Source organism: Pseudomonas sp. D47 (assembly GCF_045447305.1).
Classification (GTDB): Bacteria; Pseudomonadota; Gammaproteobacteria; order Pseudomonadales; family Pseudomonadaceae; genus Aquipseudomonas.
Genome location: NZ_JBJGXU010000061.1, coordinates 1 through 13,741, shown reverse-complemented (window position 1 = coordinate 13,741; position 13,741 = coordinate 1). Strand labels below are relative to the sequence as shown.

Genomic DNA, 13,741 nt, shown 5'->3' with positions numbered 1-13,741 from the left:
ATGCTACCAGCCTTCAGCGCTACGGGCTAAAAAACCAGAGCCAAGGCAGCTGGGAAAGCCCTGGAGCCCCCCCTTCCCCACCTCTATTACGTCAGCACTCCTCCCCCGCGCCCATCGGCAACCAGCGGGAGGCATGAGTGTTGACGAATACAGGTGAACAACCCGCCACCTTGGAGGTGACCATGCACCACAGCATCCAATCACGCCGCGACATTGTCGACGGCCTACATCAGCGCTCACTGCTCGCCACGGCCGAGTTCTACAGACTGACAGGCCTACAGGCGCCCGTGGTTACCTTCCAGATAAACGTCGTACCGGCGGGTCGTGAGTTCTTCCATGTTGTGGATAGCCGAACCAATAAGGTCATGGGGTTTCGCCGCGACCACAACGAAGCCTGCGCCCTCGCCCGGCGCCTGGAGACTCGCCATGCCGACCAGCTACGCGGATAGCGCCCAGGCCAGGGAATCAGACAGGCGCTGGGACTTGCCCAACTTCGGGAAGACGAACCACGTCGATCTGTTTCATGAATATAAGGCCGAAGACCTGACTGAGCGCGAGGCACGGCGCCTCAGAGAGCGGGCCAGCCTCAAGCTGCGTATTGGTGCCGCTATGGCACAGATGGAATTGATCTGCCCGCCAGTAGGTAGTGCCGAATGAACGTAGCACAGAGAGACCATAAGATAGCCGTTGGCTGGATAGACGCCGAGATCGAAAACCTTCTCCGCGACGTAGGCAAGCCCAACGCAAGTGCGGCGGCAAGGTCATGCATAACCCTTGCATTCATGCTGCGTGCCATCAATGAAGCTGAGCACCGCCAGTACCAGGCGTGTATCGACAAGGTCTTCGCAGACTACAACGCCTCGCGTGCTTCCGCCGCATAACTCCAATCACCCCACCACTTTCAGTGCTGCGCCTGGCGCGGCGAGGGATCGTCATGTCCAAAAATACCAACCAAGCACTCGCACAAGAATCGCTCGAAACGAGTGAAACCGAAGAATCCAAGAAATCCATTGCCCCTGCTGTCGCCGTCACCGACATCGCGGAGTATCGGCCGCATGAGGAGCAAATCGTTCGCCTGGAAACAACTTACGCGAAGCTCGTCGTTGACTGCTCGACGAGCGAAGGCTTGGCAAATGCGAAGGAAGTCCGCGTTGATATCCGAGACGTGCGATATGCGCTGGCAAACACCACTAAGACCGCGCTGGTGCCATATCAGCAGAAGGTGAAAGAAGCACAGGCTCGCGTCAACCAAGTTAAGGAGTTCGGTGAAGCGCTGAAAGCTCGCGTCCTAGTGCTTGAAGAGCCAATCGATGAAGCCATCAAGGCCGAAGAGAAACGCGTCGCGGACGCTAAGGCCGAGAAAGAGCGTGTCGAGGCTGGGCGTGTCGAAGCCATCCGGGCGAAGATTACCCGCTTCAGCTCTGTCGCTGCCGCATACGCAAGCCGCAGCGCTGCCGACGTCGCCGGAATTCTGCAAGGCGTTAAGGAGTCGGTGATCCTGCCCGAAGAATATGGCGAATTTGAAGCCGAAGGCACCATCGCTCGCGACAACGCAATTGAGCAGTTGGAAGCGCTACACAAGGCCGCCATTGACCGAGAAGAAGCTGCTGCCAAGCTGCTGGCCCAGCAGAAAGAGCTGGACGAGCTGCGCGAGAAGCAACGCCTCGCCGACGCTGAGGCTGAGGAGCTGCGCAAGCAGCGTGCCGAGGAAGACCGTCTGCGCTTGAAGAAGCAGCAGGAAGAGTTGGACCAGCAGCGCCGCGACATGGAAGAACAACAACGCCAGCAGCGAGAACGTGACGCGCAGTATCAGCGTGACCAGGAAGAGCTCGCCCGTCTGCGTGCCCAGGCTGCCGCGCCGGCGCCGGTTGCTGCAGCGAATCCTGCGCTGGTCGAGGAGGAAGCCGAGCCCGCACCTACTGTCGTACAAGCCATTGCAGTCGAAGCCTTCAGCGCGGACACATCCACGCCACCGGCTGACGATATCGTCGAGATTGTCGCGTTGGGCTTCGACGTGAACCTCGAGACCGCTCGCGCCTGGCTTCGCGCCATCCGCTTCTAACCACCCTTTCCATCTCACAGCCAGCAAATCTCATGCTGGCTACGGAGGGCGCTATGACCGATACAGACACCCAGCCACAAACAGGCCTCGCGACCTATCACGATCCTTCGCACAACGCAGCAGCGCTCATTCTTGACCCAGGCACCATGCGTTCAATGAGCGACCTCGCGCTTATGATGTCGAAGGGCGTAACTACCGTTCCGAAACATCTGAAGGGCAATCAAGCAGACTGCATGGCGGTGGTGCTTCAAGCCATGCAATGGCAAATGAATCCCTTCGCCGTGGCGCAGAAGACATTCATCGTCAACGGCGGGGCATTGAGCTACGAGGCGCAGCTCGTCAACGCAGTGATTACCGCCAAGGCGCCAGTCAAAGGCAGGCTGAACTTTGAATGGTTCGGTGCCTGGGAAAACGTCATCGGGAAAATGCGTGAGGTCACCAGCAAATCCAAGAAAGACGAAGACACTGGTGAATTCAAAAAATACCGTGTTCCGGCCTGGAGCTTTGACGACGAAAAAGGGCTCGGCATCAAGGTTTGGGCTACGTTCCGGGGAGAAGACGAGCCGCGCACCTTGGAACTTCTACTGACTCAAGTCCGCACCCGCAACTCTACGCTTTGGGCGGAAGACCCCAAGCAGCAAATCGCATACCTGGTTACCAAGAAATGGGCGCGCCTCTTCTGCCCTGACGTAATCCTTGGCGTTTACACCCCCGACGAATTTGAAGATTCGTATGGTGGCGAGATCGACATCACCCCCGCCAAACAGACCGCGAACACCGCAGCAGCTGCCGGTGTGTCATTTGGCCCGAAATCCCCCTCGCCAGAAATCGACGGAGTATTCGCGGATCTGCTTTCCGTTGCGAAGCGCCAGGACATCGACGCCTACGCAGCAGCCTGGGCAGGCCTCAAGCCGAAGCAGCGCGCATCAATCGGCCTGGAGTGCCATGAAGCACTCAAGAGCATGGCGGCGACCGTCGATGCTGACTTCACGGACATGACCAGCACCAACGGCGACCAGCCCCACACAGAGGAGGCGGCGTAGTGAGAGCTGAGCTTCAGGGCACAGAGAAGTGGCATGCGGATCGATCTGGCCGCGTGACAGCCAGCCGCTTCAAAGATGTGATGGCCTGGGGGAAACCTGACAAAAGTGGCAAGCGCGAACCCATGGGTGCCCGCACCTCGTATATGCGTGAGCTGTGCTTCGAGCGGCTCGCAAAGAAGTCCAAACACAACGTCAGCAGCGCCTCCCTGAAATGGGGGAGTGCCGAAGAGCAAAAGGCCCAGGACGCCTATGAGATGCTGACTGGCAACATCGTCCTCCCCTCCGAATTCATCGTCCACCCCAAGTACGATTGGCTTGGCTGCTCGCCCGACGGCCTGATCAACGAGGACGGAGGCACCGAATCAAAGTGCCCTTTCAACGAAGCAGTTCACGTCAGGACCTGGCTCGAAGGCATGCCCGAAGAACACATGCCTCAGGTCCAGGGATGCATGTTCGTTACAGGCCGCAAGTGGTGGGACTTTATTTCGTTCGATTCGCGTCAGGATGAGGAGTGTCAACTCTACATCGAGACGATCTACCGCGACGAAGACTACATCGCCAACCTGCACAGGGAGTTGGTCCAGTTCAACCTTGAGCTCAATCGCATGGTTGATGAAGTAGCAGACAAAGCCCGGGCGCAAGCCCATCGCCTAGGAGCTTGATCATGATCAGTAACCTGAAATCAGACATCGAGTTTCGGCGCGAGAAAGCGCTGGAGCTTTCCAGTCAGGTCCGGCGGCACCTGGCCGCCGGCGGCAAGCTCACCATCGGCGATAGCCCGGCGATCAATCCAGACCCGGCGAAGCGTTCGGAATTCATCGACCCGACAACCATCCTCAAGCGCCGCAAGCCGCCCATCACCCGGGCCGAGCGTGAAGCGCTGCGCAAACTCGCGGAGGCTTTATGAGCAAGCGCAAACCCCACAACCTCAAAGCCCGCATTGACCGGTCCTGCCGGTCGCTACTGGCCGCTAACCACGTCGCGGTGGTCAACATCGACCCCAGCGGCCGCCAGGGCATGATCAATTACAAGTCGCTGAAGAACATCGCACCGGGGAAGATTGGCCAGGCTGTCTGCAGCATCCCTCACCGGTGGACAATCTACTTGAGCGCACTTTGCGTCGACGCCAGAGGCGACCGCTACAGCAAGTCGGTGGAGGTGGCACCCGATGGCGTTTACCTCTCCGACCACCTGGAAGACGTGATCGAGCATTGCTACAAGAAGCTGCGCGACGAGGCCAACCAAAGCCAGATGGTTGCTTCCGGCTGGATCGCTATCCCCGACACCCTGTCGCTGGACGAGGAACACGCCGCGCGGATCTTCGAAGCCGTCGGCGCCTGGCACCAGGTGAAGGTCGATTCATGCGCCGCATAGCCCGCATCCAGCAACGCAAACGTCAAACCTGGCTCGTACTGCCGGCCAGCGGAATAGAAGAGGTAGGCCATGGCAGCCGAACAGAAGGAGCGCACAGCCAAGCTTGCCGAGAAACGGCAGGAACTGGGCGAGCAGGAATTGCGGCACACAGTCCCGTACGGCACCCGGCAGATGCTCGACGAGCTGATGCTCTGGCATGAGATCGAGGAAGTCAGCGAAGCGGTGCAACTGCTTGTGCTGAATGGCCGAGCCGAAGATCTGCCATCGGCGCCGCTGAAGGTCAAAGGACCGTCCGACATCATCCGCCACTACTTCCGGCAGGGAATGCGTGACCGGCTGGCAGTGCTCACCGCTGAGCTCGGCGAGACGAAGGACCGGGCGACCATCTGGCGGCTGATCGAAAACGCTCACTCGCTGGGCGCCGAGAATTCCGCCACTTACTTCGAAATTAAGCGCCACGGATTCGAGATATCGGAAAACGTGGCGCGCAAATTACGGCAAGCAGGCTTCGCCGAATCGCTCCAAATGAACGCCGAAGAAGACGAATAACCCAACAAATCTGAGTAAAACCTTGGTCAGGCTCAGACCTTAGTCGACTGCGTGAAAGCCCACCCAAATGCGACCGCTGCGATGACTGGTCGAATCAGATCTGTCGCTGGCGCCATGCCGGTAAAAATTTGCAGGCTAGCAAATACGAAGACAACAACTGCAGCGAGGACGCCCAGTACGGAAATCCAGCGGAAATATCTTGGAAACATCGAATCACTCCCTTGAGAAGACCGCAAGCGTAATTGCAATGAGCCATCACATCAACTCTCGCTGCATCCGGTAACCGGAGGGCGGCGCCTGACTGGAGATAATCCATGGACGAGCAGTTCTACCTTCAAGACAGCCGCAGCCACGCCTACGTCGGCGACGGGTTGTCGTTCTGGGGCTTTGGCGGCTCCGGATATGTCACCGACTTGGACAAGGCCCAGGTGTTCACCAAAGAAGGTGCTTGCGATCACCGCGACACTGACATCCCGTGGCCCAAGGCCTACGTCGATGCCAGGGCGCGAGTCGGTGTCGATTGCCAGAATGTCACCTTGAGCGAGGCGCTGGAGCAGCACCACGACGCAGCGGTTTTTTACATCCAGAAGCCGCAGTGCTGGAACGGCAACAACCTGATTTGGCTTTGCGAAGATGGCGTGTTCACAAGCGACCTTTCCAAGGCTGTGGTGGTGCCGAGAGCTCACACCGTCACCTGGATCGGTAAGCTCGGCCAATCAGGCGCGGTGGTCTGGCCAAAGCCCTACATCGACGCGCATAGCCGCCGTTTGGTCGAACGCGATGACGTGAACATCAAGGAAGCCCTGCGCGGAACCGGCATCAAGCTGGCCAAGCCGAGAACGCCCAAAATGATGATGTTCAACTGCGATGGATGCGGCCGGTTCATCAGCGACGCACAGCGCTACCGGGAAGACTGCCGGAACTGCGGAACAAGCAACACGCCTTGAGGAGCATCAACGTGAACGCTTAGTCCCGCCCTGCTGCGCGAATTGTTCAAACTCGGCGAGCATGATAACCGCCGTGAACTGCAGCTCCCCGTACTGAACGGATATATCGTCAGTCTGGAACGGCCAGTTCTTCTCGTAGAAGTCTTCCGCAGCTACAGCAGCTTCATCTTTCGCGATTCGGAGCTCGCGAACGGCTGATTCATATCGGTCATCACTCACCAAAATCTCCTTGATCCGGTTCCATGCCGGTCACGCGCAATACCCCATATCGCTGAATAGCGCCAGACGGCTAGGCTATCAGCGCTTATCGCGAGCTTCGGGATTCCTTGCATTGCAGAGAAATATGATCCCAGGAGCAATAAAGATACCCCAATAGCCATTTATGCTTGGGTAGAAACGCGGCCCGAATGTCGCAGTGACAAGCAAAGCGACCCCTGCCCATAACCGCTTACGCGGCGTGAACCACTCGCGGAACGCTTCAAGCTTTTTACCCGCCATTACCACCTCCTTGTTTGATAAGCAGCAAAGCATATCACTCACTTAAACGAATCAAACCAGCCACGCACTATCGCGCCAATGGCTCCGAATACTCGCTGATCTCCTTTCTATAAGTCGCCAGATCAACTATCTGCCGCAAGCAAATGACGATCTCCAGTTTCTGCTTGTCGTCTGGAAGACCAATCCACTTGAGCATCATCAGGGCGTCCTCCTCGATTGCTGCGAGTGCATCGATATCGCTTTGCTGTCTCATTTCGGCCTCCTGCCAGGTTGAGCTACGCAAATACAAATAACTCAAAAATCTAAATCACGCCAGCCGGCGAGGATCCCCTATGTCTCCCTACACACTGTCCGGGACGACGGTCGTCAGCTTTTCCGGCGGCCGCACCAGCGCCTACATGCTGCGCCAGGTACTGGACAACAACGAGGACCTGAGCGGTCTGGTCGTCACCTTCGCTAATACCGGGAAGGAGCACCCAGCAACGCTGGAGTTTGTTAGGGAATGCGCCGAGCGCTGGGATGTGCCGATTGTCTGGCTGGAGTTTCGCGACGATGAAACTGGGTTTTCGGTGGTGGATTACGCCAGCGCCAGCCGCCACGGCGAACCGTTCGAAGCCCTGATCCGCAAACGCAAGTACCTTCCCAACCCTGTGACCAGGTTCTGCACCATCGACCTGAAGATCCGCATTATTCACAAGTACCTGCGCAGCCTGGGGCTTTCGACCGAAGAGGCACCAGTGGACATGATGACCGGAATTCGCGCCGATGAGCCGCGCCGCGTCGTGAAGATCCGGCACCGGAAAAGCACCAGCGAAAGCAAATGGGCCACGATGGTGATGCCGCTGGCTGATGCCGGTGTCGGAGTCCAGGACGTAACGGACTTCTGGGCCGGCCAGCCGTTTGACCTGATGCTGCCAACGATCAATGGCAGGACGCTGGAAGGCAACTGCGACCTTTGCTTTCTAAAGGGCGCCAAGCAGGTCTACTCAATCATTGCCAGCGACCGTGGGCAGCCGGTGCGCAAAGGCGACTGGTGGGCCAAGCAGGAACGGGAAGTGGTCTCCACTGGTGAGTTTACCGGTGACGGGGCGCGCTTCCGGTTCGATCGTCCCAGTTACCAACAGATGCTCGACTACTCAGATACCCAGTTCGATTTGTTCACCGAACACGACGAGGCTATTGACTGCTTCTGTGGTGACTGAGCTGGTCGCGATCACGGATGCGCCCAGTTATAGAAATCCTTTTGTACGGTCCCGCACTTCAAGCAGGTAACTGTGAGGTCGGAATCCTCTCCGAACTTCGGCTTTACCCATGGAGTGCGTGAAACCAGGCCATATCGCGTCGCGTGGCATCGTTCGGATTTGCACAGATAAACAGCCATCTGCTCAAGCTTGTAGCCCGTTGCATATTTCGGAATTGGCATCTCAATCATCCCCCAACGAACTCTGAGCCCCAACTATAGCTCGGTGAGGAACATCTATGTCCGCACAACAGAAGAAACACCCCTTCGATTTCAAAACCCAATACGGACTCGGCTTCAACCCTCAGGACGATGAGATCGTTGTCGACTTTTTCTGTGGTGGCGGCGGCGCCGGTACCGGCCTGGAAATGGGCCTGGGCCGCGCGGTGAACGTCGCGAAGAACCACAGCCCGCAAGCCATCAGCATGCACACCGTGAACCACCCGGGGGCCCAGCACTTCACCACCGACGTGTTCGAGGGTAATCCTGACACCGAGTGCGGCGGCAAGGCCGTGGGTTGGTTCCACATGTCACCGGACTGCACGCACCACAGCCAGGCGGCCGGCGGCCAGCCGCGCAAGCGCGAGATCCGCAACCTTTCATGGATCGGCCTCAAGTGGGCAGGCATGAAACGGCCCCGGGTCATCAGCCTGGAGAACGTGAAGCAGATCCTGCAGTGGGGCCGTTTGATCGCCAAGCGCGACAAGGCCACCGGCCGCGTGGTCAAGCTCGGCGGCGACATTGCCTCACCTGGTGAGGTTGTGCCGGTGGGCCAGCAGTTCCTGATCCCTGACCCGAAGCAGCGCGGCCGCACCTGGCGCCGCTTCGTGGCTCTGCTCGAGGGCATGGGCTATATCGTTGAGTGGAAGTTGATTAGGGCCTGCGACTTCGGCGCGCCGACCAGCCGGGAACGCCTGTTCATGATTGCCCGGTGCGACGGTCAGCCAATCGTGTGGCCGGAGCCAACACACGCCAAGAACCCCACCAATGGCCAGCAAAAGTGGAAAACCGCCGCTGACTGCATCGACTTCACCGACTTGGGCAAAAGCATATTCGGCCGCAAGAAAGAGCTGGCCCCGGCCACCCTGCGCCGGGTTGCCAAGGGCATGAAGAAGTTCGTCATCGATAGCGCGGCGCGGTTCATTGTGCCGATTGCCAACTGGTCCGGCGAGGCAGTGCAGTCAGCCGAAGAGCCGCTGCGCACCATCACTTCCTACCCAAAGGGCGGCACCTTCTCGGTGGTCAGCCCGATCATTGCCCCGGCGACCCATCAGGGCAGCGACAGAATCAATGACCCACTTGAGCCTCTGCCGACGGTGACCTGCGCGAACCGCGGCGAGCTGACGCTGATCAGCCCGTTGATGGTTGGGGCCGGTGGCCCGGAGTACTCAGGCAAGCCGGTGGGCATGGACCAGCCGGTTGGCACGCTGATGACCCAGAACCACCGAGCGCTGGCTTCGGCCTGCATCGTCCAGGCCGGGCATGGGGAAGGTTCTGGCGCAAACAAACGTCGATCCCATGGAGTGAACGACATCTGCGGCCCTATCGGCACCGTAACTGCCAGCGGCGGCGGCCAGTCAGTAAGCGCCGCGGTGATGATCCAGGCCAACGGCGGATTCAACACCACGCACGCCAAGGGTATGCACGAACCCATGACGACGGTAACCAACACCGGCAGCCAGCAGCAGTTGGCCGTGGCGAACCTGGTGCACCTGCGTGGCAACTGCGATGCGCGCGACCTCAATGATCCGCTTCACACCGTAAGCGCCGGCGGCCAGCACCACGGGTTGGTCAGTGCTTTCATGGAGCGAGCATTCGGCGCCAGCGTGGGCCAGGGCCTGGAAGAACCGGCGCCGACCATGACGGCAGGCGGCGGTGGCAAGAGCTCGCTGGTGTCCCTCACGTTGTCGCCAGAGCATGAGGCGGGCGCCCTGCGCGTGGCCGCCTTCCTGATCAGCTACTACGGCACGGAGAACATCAGCGCTTGCGACTCACCGGTGCCGACGATCACCACCAAGGACCGCCTGGCAATGGTAACCGTAATGGTGAAAGGCACGCCTTACGTGATCGTCGACATCTGCCTGCGCATGCTGAAGCCGTTCGAGCTGTACAAGGCCCAAGGCTTCCCGGCCGACTACATCATCAGCCATGGCGCCGACGGCAAACCATTCACCAAGACCCAGCAGGTGCATATGTGCGGTAACAGCGTCAGCCCACCTCCGATGGCCGCACTGGCGCGGGCCAATGACCCATGGCGAGCCGTAGAGCGGCAAGCCGTCGCCGCATAGTTCACACAAAGTACACCTGCCAAGGGAAGGCGTAGAGCCAGTCGAATGTGTAATGAATGAGCTTCACCATCTGCTCATTCAGCATTTGGATAAGCAAATCTTCAAAGAGTCGAAAAATCACCATAGAGATCCTCGTTAAGCGAACCAGTAAAAACCGCCGGTACTTGTAAGCCTATCTCTGATCTCAAAAACGCAAGTCGACTGCCGCATTTAATTGGTTTTGACCTTCCGCGCCCTCAATCCGTCGCCCGGGCATGGCCCGGCAAGAACCCAGAAAACAAAAAAGGCTGCCGGTTACGGCAGCCTCTGCTTTGAGACGTGAGGCGATTACTTGCAGCCAATCCTAGCTAGCAATTGCCCTTGCTTCGACTTCAGTGAGGTCTGGACCGGCTGAGGCAGATTGCTCCAGAAGGTAAGACCTGAACGCTCTTCGATTTGATTCACAGTCACCTGGTAGTCACAGAAGCTCGCGCCTTTCGGGGTCTCTTGGTTCATCACAAACGAGGCGTATACACCGTTTTCAGGTGAGGTGCCGATGAAGATGATTTTCCAGTACCCGCTGGGAATGGTGTGGACTTTGTTTGTGCCTGGCAGCGTCCCGACAAAATGCTCATAAAGCGGGCCGGTGGCGACATAAACCTGATCAACGCTTGGCTCTTTGCTGAGGTTGCGTTCTTGATCCTCAAGTCGTGCCCACGGTCCTTGGTTGAGTTCAGCCTTTTGCGGAGTGATGTTCGACAGGTAGTTGAGGGTTTGCCAGTCAGGAACGCCTGCCATTGAGGCCAGGTTCGCCTGGTGGCCACGGTCCACTTTGAGCGCGACGTTTGCGCCGTTGTAGTCCACCGGGTCGAGAGTTTCGCCGGCCGGAATATCCGGGTCTGTCTTCCAGGTACGCGGACGGCCGCTCGCCGATGTGTCCTTCGTGATCTTGTACGAAACCCAGTTCGCAAACTTGGTCGAGCCGTTGTTGTTCAGCGTGTACGCCTGTCGGCTCAACGTCAAAGGGCTACCGCCGGTAGGGCATCCGACCGAACAGTTATCGAACTGAAGTACTTGGGCCGCCTGAGCACGGGGTGCGCCTTCTACCTGGGCCCCAGACTCCCGAGTTCTATCGGTTGTAGTACAGGCCGCAACAAGCGGGATCAACAAAAACGCTAGGCGCTTCAACTTCATACTTCCTTGCATGGTGTATCTCCTTGGGGTGAATCAATGACATCGATAAATGGCAAATCAGCTACAGCGGTTCCTCCGCTGGCTGACATCAGTATTGAAACACATGAACGTTTCATTTTGGCGTTTGTGAATGCCCATGATCTGGTAACGAGGGAAACCTCAAGGTGAGCAACCTTTGCTCACACGAGCTGGCTATTGCTCCGGCGCTCGCCTGAACTCTTCTCGAGTAGGCATCGTCCAGTCAGAAGCTCTTCTTTCATGGACAGATTCATCGCGACTGTGCCCACCGTAGGTGAACGTCAAAAGGTAAAACGCGAACGCCGTTGAGGCTAACGCTGCCCTGCCCATGGGATTCGCATCCTTGGGTAATCCGCCCGGTCCAATGCCGACCCAGCCTCCTCGAAAGTAAGCAAATACTGCCTGGATGAACCATCCATGCACGAATAACGCCCCAAAGAAATTACGCCAATCCCCAGAAAAACGCACAAAAGCGTTCACAAACGAAGCAGCCACCATCAACGACAGCAACAAGTACCGATAGCGCCTAAAAAACTCCAAGACGTTGCTTTCCATAAGGCTCTGCCCTTTCTACCGATTGATATAGCTGTCCGCATCGCCCGACTACCAAGCACGGTTGAGCGGGGGCAAGCTGTTTCTAAGTCAAAAAACAATTGAACCCCTTCCCCTTCAAAGTAAGCCGCTATAGCGGCAAGGAGAGGTTCTACGGCGCGAACTCACCCAAGCTTTCGCGAGCGGTTGGGATGGCGTACTCAAGCAACTCTAAAGGGACATCCTGCTCGAACAGGGTCACCTCAAAACGCAGAGTTTCGTCATTCCTGAATATCTCAAACACCATATCGTTGCCGCGCCAGCACTCAATCCCCAAGCCGTCATGCCCCTTTGTAACGTGTGAAGCGGTAAAAAACTTGTATTCAACTCCGTGTACGACCACATCGCACCTCCCTATCTGAGGTGGCAACCATACCTCTCCCTTCTATTAGTTTGTTAGCCGCTATAGCGGCAAGGACGAAGTCATGACCACAGAAAACCAAAGCGCTGAGTTCGAACTGAACGGTCCACAACCTGCACGCCCTGATCTGCGCTGCTACAGCGTCGGCGATCAAGACTGGGTAGCGGCAACCAGCGAAGACGAAGCCCGGCGTGTGCTGGCAGAGATGAACGGCGATGACCCTGCCGACTACGCAGACTGGGACGTCGAGTTGACCAGCGAAACTATGCTCGACCGGCAGTGGACTGATGAGGATCCGCCGCACGCCGAATGCGGCTGTCTCCGCGACTGGCTGGCAGAAGCAACTGAGCCCACTTATCTGATGGGTACGGAGTGAATCCATGACCGCAATCAAAGAACGCCCCATCCTGTTCTCGGCGCCGATGGTGCGCGCCATTCTGGAAGGCCGGAAGACGGTCACGCGGCGGGTAATGAAGTCGCAGCCCGATGTCGATGCCACCATCACTGCCGAGTCGTACAACGTAGCTGTAACGAATCGTCAGGGATACCAAGAGGCCGGCCCAGAGATCTTTGGCGCCTGGTGGCGCGATGGCGAGGCTGGGTGCAAGTGTCCTTTCGGCCAGCCCGGCGACCGGCTTTGGGTGCGCGAGACCTTCATTGATCTGCGCGGCACCGGTGTTGAGCATCGCCCAGACCCGGACGGCCCGCTCCAGCGCTACGCCTACGCTGCTGACTGCCGCCCTGGGTCACACAGCGACGAGGCAAGGAAAGACTTCGGCCTGAAGTACAAACCCAGCATTCACATGCCACGTGCCGCCTGCCGCATCCTGCTGGAGATCACCGACGTGCGCGTCGAGCGGTTGCAGGACATCAGCGAAGAACAGGCCAAGGCCGAGGGTGTGCGGCTCTACACCGATCATGCTGAACTGGGTGACTGGTGGCACGTCGAGGGGATCGAGACCTACAGCGCTGATCCTAGAAAGTCTTTCGAACTGCTCTGGTCATCCGTCGGTGGTAACTGGAACGCCAACCCGTGGGTCTGGGTGGTCGAGTTCAAGCGGGTGACACCATTATCCCAGTAGCCCCCCTCTTATTCACAAACCAAACTCAAACCTTTGCCCTGCCCTAATGCTGCCGCTTGAACTCTTCTACAGGCATCTCTATCACGCGCATGCATGTTGTCGATGCTTGGATTGCCAGTTTTTTCCATATCGCGCATGGCGGGTCTGCCAGGGTGATTGAGCGCCTCTAGGCCTTCGATGTGCAATTCGCGTGGAGTAGCTTTTGCCTCCGGGGGCGATGCTGGTTTGGGCAACTCATTAATGGCATCACCAAAGCGCTGAAGCAACGGCCCTTGCGGTAGTTCCTCAGCTGCCACCAATGTTGATGTGGCGACGGTCAACATTGCAACGATGTATCCCTTGAACACTGCAAACACCTCCTCATTGAGTAGCCAGACCAGATAGCCGAGAAATAAATAGCTGCCTGCTCAGATACTTAGGCCACCTCAGCGCGACCGATTATCAAATTTTCGGCGAAACACTTCAGCGCTGTCACTTGCTGAACTGTTATCGAAATGTAACCCCCAATAAATGCG

21 protein-coding genes are annotated in these 13,741 nt (G+C 58.0%); 14 read left to right on the top strand and 7 right to left on the bottom strand.

What is annotated here, in order from left to right; translation table 11 throughout:
• The first annotated feature begins 137 nt into the window (after window positions 1-137).
• The 10 genes from ACI77I_RS26340 (at window position 138) to ACI77I_RS26295 (ending at window position 5,975) form a co-directional block, all read left to right on the top strand.
• The gene (locus ACI77I_RS26340; protein ID WP_406999135.1) at window positions 138-449 is read left to right on the top strand and encodes a hypothetical protein; all 312 of its coding nucleotides are present in this window, start codon (window positions 138-140) and stop codon (window positions 447-449) included.
• Window positions 427-657, top strand: a complete 231-nt coding sequence (locus tag ACI77I_RS26335) for a hypothetical protein (RefSeq protein ID WP_406991217.1) — start codon at window positions 427-429, stop codon at window positions 655-657. Before ACI77I_RS26340 ends, ACI77I_RS26335 begins: the two co-directional genes overlap by 23 nt.
• A complete protein-coding gene (locus tag ACI77I_RS26330) occupies window positions 654-881 on the top strand; it encodes a hypothetical protein (RefSeq protein WP_406999133.1) in 228 nt (75 codons plus the stop codon). The genes ACI77I_RS26335 and ACI77I_RS26330 overlap by 4 nt, the downstream gene beginning before the upstream one ends.
• A gap of 53 nt (window positions 882-934) precedes the next feature.
• Complete coding sequence (locus ACI77I_RS26325) at window positions 935-2,062, top strand: hypothetical protein (RefSeq protein ID WP_406999131.1); 1,128 nt, start codon at window positions 935-937, stop codon at window positions 2,060-2,062.
• 53 nt (window positions 2,063-2,115) lie between these two features.
• The gene (locus ACI77I_RS26320) at window positions 2,116-3,105 is read left to right on the top strand and encodes a RecT family recombinase (protein WP_406980316.1); all 990 of its coding nucleotides are present in this window, start codon (window positions 2,116-2,118) and stop codon (window positions 3,103-3,105) included.
• A complete protein-coding gene (locus tag ACI77I_RS26315) occupies window positions 3,105-3,767 on the top strand; it encodes a lambda exonuclease family protein (RefSeq protein WP_406991219.1) in 663 nt (220 codons plus the stop codon). Before ACI77I_RS26320 ends, ACI77I_RS26315 begins: the two co-directional genes overlap by 1 nt.
• Before the next feature lie 2 nt (window positions 3,768-3,769).
• Window positions 3,770-4,012: a hypothetical protein gene (locus ACI77I_RS26310; protein WP_406991220.1), complete on the top strand. Its 243-nt coding sequence runs from the start codon at window positions 3,770-3,772 to the stop codon at window positions 4,010-4,012.
• Window positions 4,009-4,479: a hypothetical protein gene (locus ACI77I_RS26305; protein WP_406999129.1), complete on the top strand. Its 471-nt coding sequence runs from the start codon at window positions 4,009-4,011 to the stop codon at window positions 4,477-4,479. The genes ACI77I_RS26310 and ACI77I_RS26305 overlap by 4 nt, the downstream gene beginning before the upstream one ends.
• A gap of 69 nt (window positions 4,480-4,548) precedes the next feature.
• Window positions 4,549-5,028, top strand: coding sequence for a hypothetical protein (locus tag ACI77I_RS26300; RefSeq protein WP_406999127.1), 480 nt, complete (start codon window positions 4,549-4,551; stop codon window positions 5,026-5,028).
• A gap of 314 nt (window positions 5,029-5,342) precedes the next feature.
• Window positions 5,343-5,975, top strand: a complete 633-nt coding sequence (locus ACI77I_RS26295) for a hypothetical protein (RefSeq protein WP_406999125.1) — start codon at window positions 5,343-5,345, stop codon at window positions 5,973-5,975.
• 6 nt (window positions 5,976-5,981) lie between these two features.
• Here the strand turns inward: ACI77I_RS26295 and ACI77I_RS26290 are convergent, their stop codons facing one another.
• From ACI77I_RS26290 to ACI77I_RS26280, 3 genes are all read right to left on the bottom strand, one after another.
• On the bottom strand, window positions 5,982-6,194 hold the full coding sequence (locus tag ACI77I_RS26290; protein WP_406999123.1) for a hypothetical protein: 213 nt from the start codon (window positions 6,192-6,194) through the stop codon (window positions 5,982-5,984).
• A 78-nt stretch (window positions 6,195-6,272) separates the two neighbouring features.
• Window positions 6,273-6,473 carry a hypothetical protein gene (locus tag ACI77I_RS26285; protein ID WP_406999121.1) on the bottom strand — a complete coding sequence of 67 codons (201 nt, stop codon included), beginning with the start codon at window positions 6,471-6,473 and terminating at the stop codon, window positions 6,273-6,275.
• A 67-nt stretch (window positions 6,474-6,540) separates the two neighbouring features.
• A complete protein-coding gene (locus ACI77I_RS26280; protein ID WP_094953490.1) occupies window positions 6,541-6,726 on the bottom strand; it encodes a hypothetical protein in 186 nt (61 codons plus the stop codon).
• Window positions 6,727-6,805: 79 nt separating this feature from the next.
• Between ACI77I_RS26280 and ACI77I_RS26275 the strand changes: the two genes are divergently transcribed.
• Both ACI77I_RS26275 and ACI77I_RS26270 read left to right on the top strand, forming a co-directional pair.
• Window positions 6,806-7,675, top strand: coding sequence for a phosphoadenosine phosphosulfate reductase family protein (locus ACI77I_RS26275; RefSeq protein ID WP_406999118.1), 870 nt, complete (start codon window positions 6,806-6,808; stop codon window positions 7,673-7,675).
• A gap of 277 nt (window positions 7,676-7,952) precedes the next feature.
• On the top strand, window positions 7,953-10,001 hold the full coding sequence (locus tag ACI77I_RS26270) for a DNA cytosine methyltransferase (RefSeq protein ID WP_406999116.1): 2,049 nt from the start codon (window positions 7,953-7,955) through the stop codon (window positions 9,999-10,001).
• A 327-nt stretch (window positions 10,002-10,328) separates the two neighbouring features.
• On the opposite strand, the gene ACI77I_RS26265 is transcribed toward ACI77I_RS26270, so the two are convergent.
• The 3 genes from ACI77I_RS26265 to ACI77I_RS26255 all read right to left on the bottom strand — a co-directional run bounded on the left by ACI77I_RS26265 (window position 10,329) and on the right by ACI77I_RS26255 (window position 12,126).
• Window positions 10,329-11,186 carry a DNA/RNA non-specific endonuclease gene (locus ACI77I_RS26265; protein WP_406999114.1) on the bottom strand — a complete coding sequence of 286 codons (858 nt, stop codon included), beginning with the start codon at window positions 11,184-11,186 and terminating at the stop codon, window positions 10,329-10,331.
• A 180-nt stretch (window positions 11,187-11,366) separates the two neighbouring features.
• Complete coding sequence (locus tag ACI77I_RS26260) at window positions 11,367-11,747, bottom strand: hypothetical protein (RefSeq protein ID WP_094953487.1); 381 nt, start codon at window positions 11,745-11,747, stop codon at window positions 11,367-11,369.
• A gap of 148 nt (window positions 11,748-11,895) precedes the next feature.
• A complete protein-coding gene (locus tag ACI77I_RS26255) occupies window positions 11,896-12,126 on the bottom strand; it encodes a hypothetical protein (RefSeq protein WP_094953486.1) in 231 nt (76 codons plus the stop codon).
• An 82-nt stretch (window positions 12,127-12,208) separates the two neighbouring features.
• Here ACI77I_RS26255 and ACI77I_RS26250 point away from each other — a divergent pair, with 82 nt between their 5' ends.
• Complete coding sequence (locus ACI77I_RS26250) at window positions 12,209-12,520, top strand: hypothetical protein (RefSeq protein WP_094953485.1); 312 nt, start codon at window positions 12,209-12,211, stop codon at window positions 12,518-12,520.
• A 4-nt stretch (window positions 12,521-12,524) separates the two neighbouring features.
• On the top strand, window positions 12,525-13,226 hold the full coding sequence (locus ACI77I_RS26245) for a hypothetical protein (RefSeq protein WP_242155324.1): 702 nt from the start codon (window positions 12,525-12,527) through the stop codon (window positions 13,224-13,226).
• Window positions 13,227-13,234: 8 nt separating this feature from the next.
• Here ACI77I_RS26245 and ACI77I_RS26240 read toward each other — a convergent pair whose 3' ends face one another.
• Window positions 13,235-13,573, bottom strand: coding sequence for a hypothetical protein (locus ACI77I_RS26240; protein ID WP_406999111.1), 339 nt, complete (start codon window positions 13,571-13,573; stop codon window positions 13,235-13,237).
• Between the last annotated feature and the right edge of the window lie 168 nt (window positions 13,574-13,741).

Bases quoted from the DNA above. Each gene is read 5' to 3' on its own strand.
- ACI77I_RS26335 (WP_406991217.1), top strand. From the start codon at position 427: ATGCCGACCAGCTACGCGGATAGCGCCCAGGCCAGGGAATCAGACAGG.
- ACI77I_RS26330 (WP_406999133.1), top strand. From the start codon at position 654: ATGAACGTAGCACAGAGAGACCATAAGATAGCCGTTGGCTGGATAGAC.
- ACI77I_RS26325 (WP_406999131.1), top strand. From the start codon at position 935: ATGTCCAAAAATACCAACCAAGCACTCGCACAAGAATCGCTCGAAACG.
- ACI77I_RS26320 (WP_406980316.1), top strand. From the start codon at position 2,116: ATGACCGATACAGACACCCAGCCACAAACAGGCCTCGCGACCTATCAC.
- ACI77I_RS26310 (WP_406991220.1), top strand. From the start codon at position 3,770: ATGATCAGTAACCTGAAATCAGACATCGAGTTTCGGCGCGAGAAAGCG.
- ACI77I_RS26305 (WP_406999129.1), top strand. From the start codon at position 4,009: ATGAGCAAGCGCAAACCCCACAACCTCAAAGCCCGCATTGACCGGTCC.
- ACI77I_RS26300 (WP_406999127.1), top strand. From the start codon at position 4,549: ATGGCAGCCGAACAGAAGGAGCGCACAGCCAAGCTTGCCGAGAAACGG.
- ACI77I_RS26295 (WP_406999125.1), top strand. From the start codon at position 5,343: ATGGACGAGCAGTTCTACCTTCAAGACAGCCGCAGCCACGCCTACGTC.
- ACI77I_RS26285 (WP_406999121.1), bottom strand. From the start codon at position 6,473: ATGGCGGGTAAAAAGCTTGAAGCGTTCCGCGAGTGGTTCACGCCGCGT.
- ACI77I_RS26280 (WP_094953490.1), bottom strand. From the start codon at position 6,726: ATGAGACAGCAAAGCGATATCGATGCACTCGCAGCAATCGAGGAGGAC.
- ACI77I_RS26275 (WP_406999118.1), top strand. From the start codon at position 6,806: ATGTCTCCCTACACACTGTCCGGGACGACGGTCGTCAGCTTTTCCGGC.
- ACI77I_RS26270 (WP_406999116.1), top strand. From the start codon at position 7,953: ATGTCCGCACAACAGAAGAAACACCCCTTCGATTTCAAAACCCAATAC.
- ACI77I_RS26265 (WP_406999114.1), bottom strand. From the start codon at position 11,186: ATGCAAGGAAGTATGAAGTTGAAGCGCCTAGCGTTTTTGTTGATCCCG.
- ACI77I_RS26260 (WP_094953487.1), bottom strand. From the start codon at position 11,747: ATGGAAAGCAACGTCTTGGAGTTTTTTAGGCGCTATCGGTACTTGTTG.
- ACI77I_RS26250 (WP_094953485.1), top strand. From the start codon at position 12,209: ATGACCACAGAAAACCAAAGCGCTGAGTTCGAACTGAACGGTCCACAA.
- ACI77I_RS26245 (WP_242155324.1), top strand. From the start codon at position 12,525: ATGACCGCAATCAAAGAACGCCCCATCCTGTTCTCGGCGCCGATGGTG.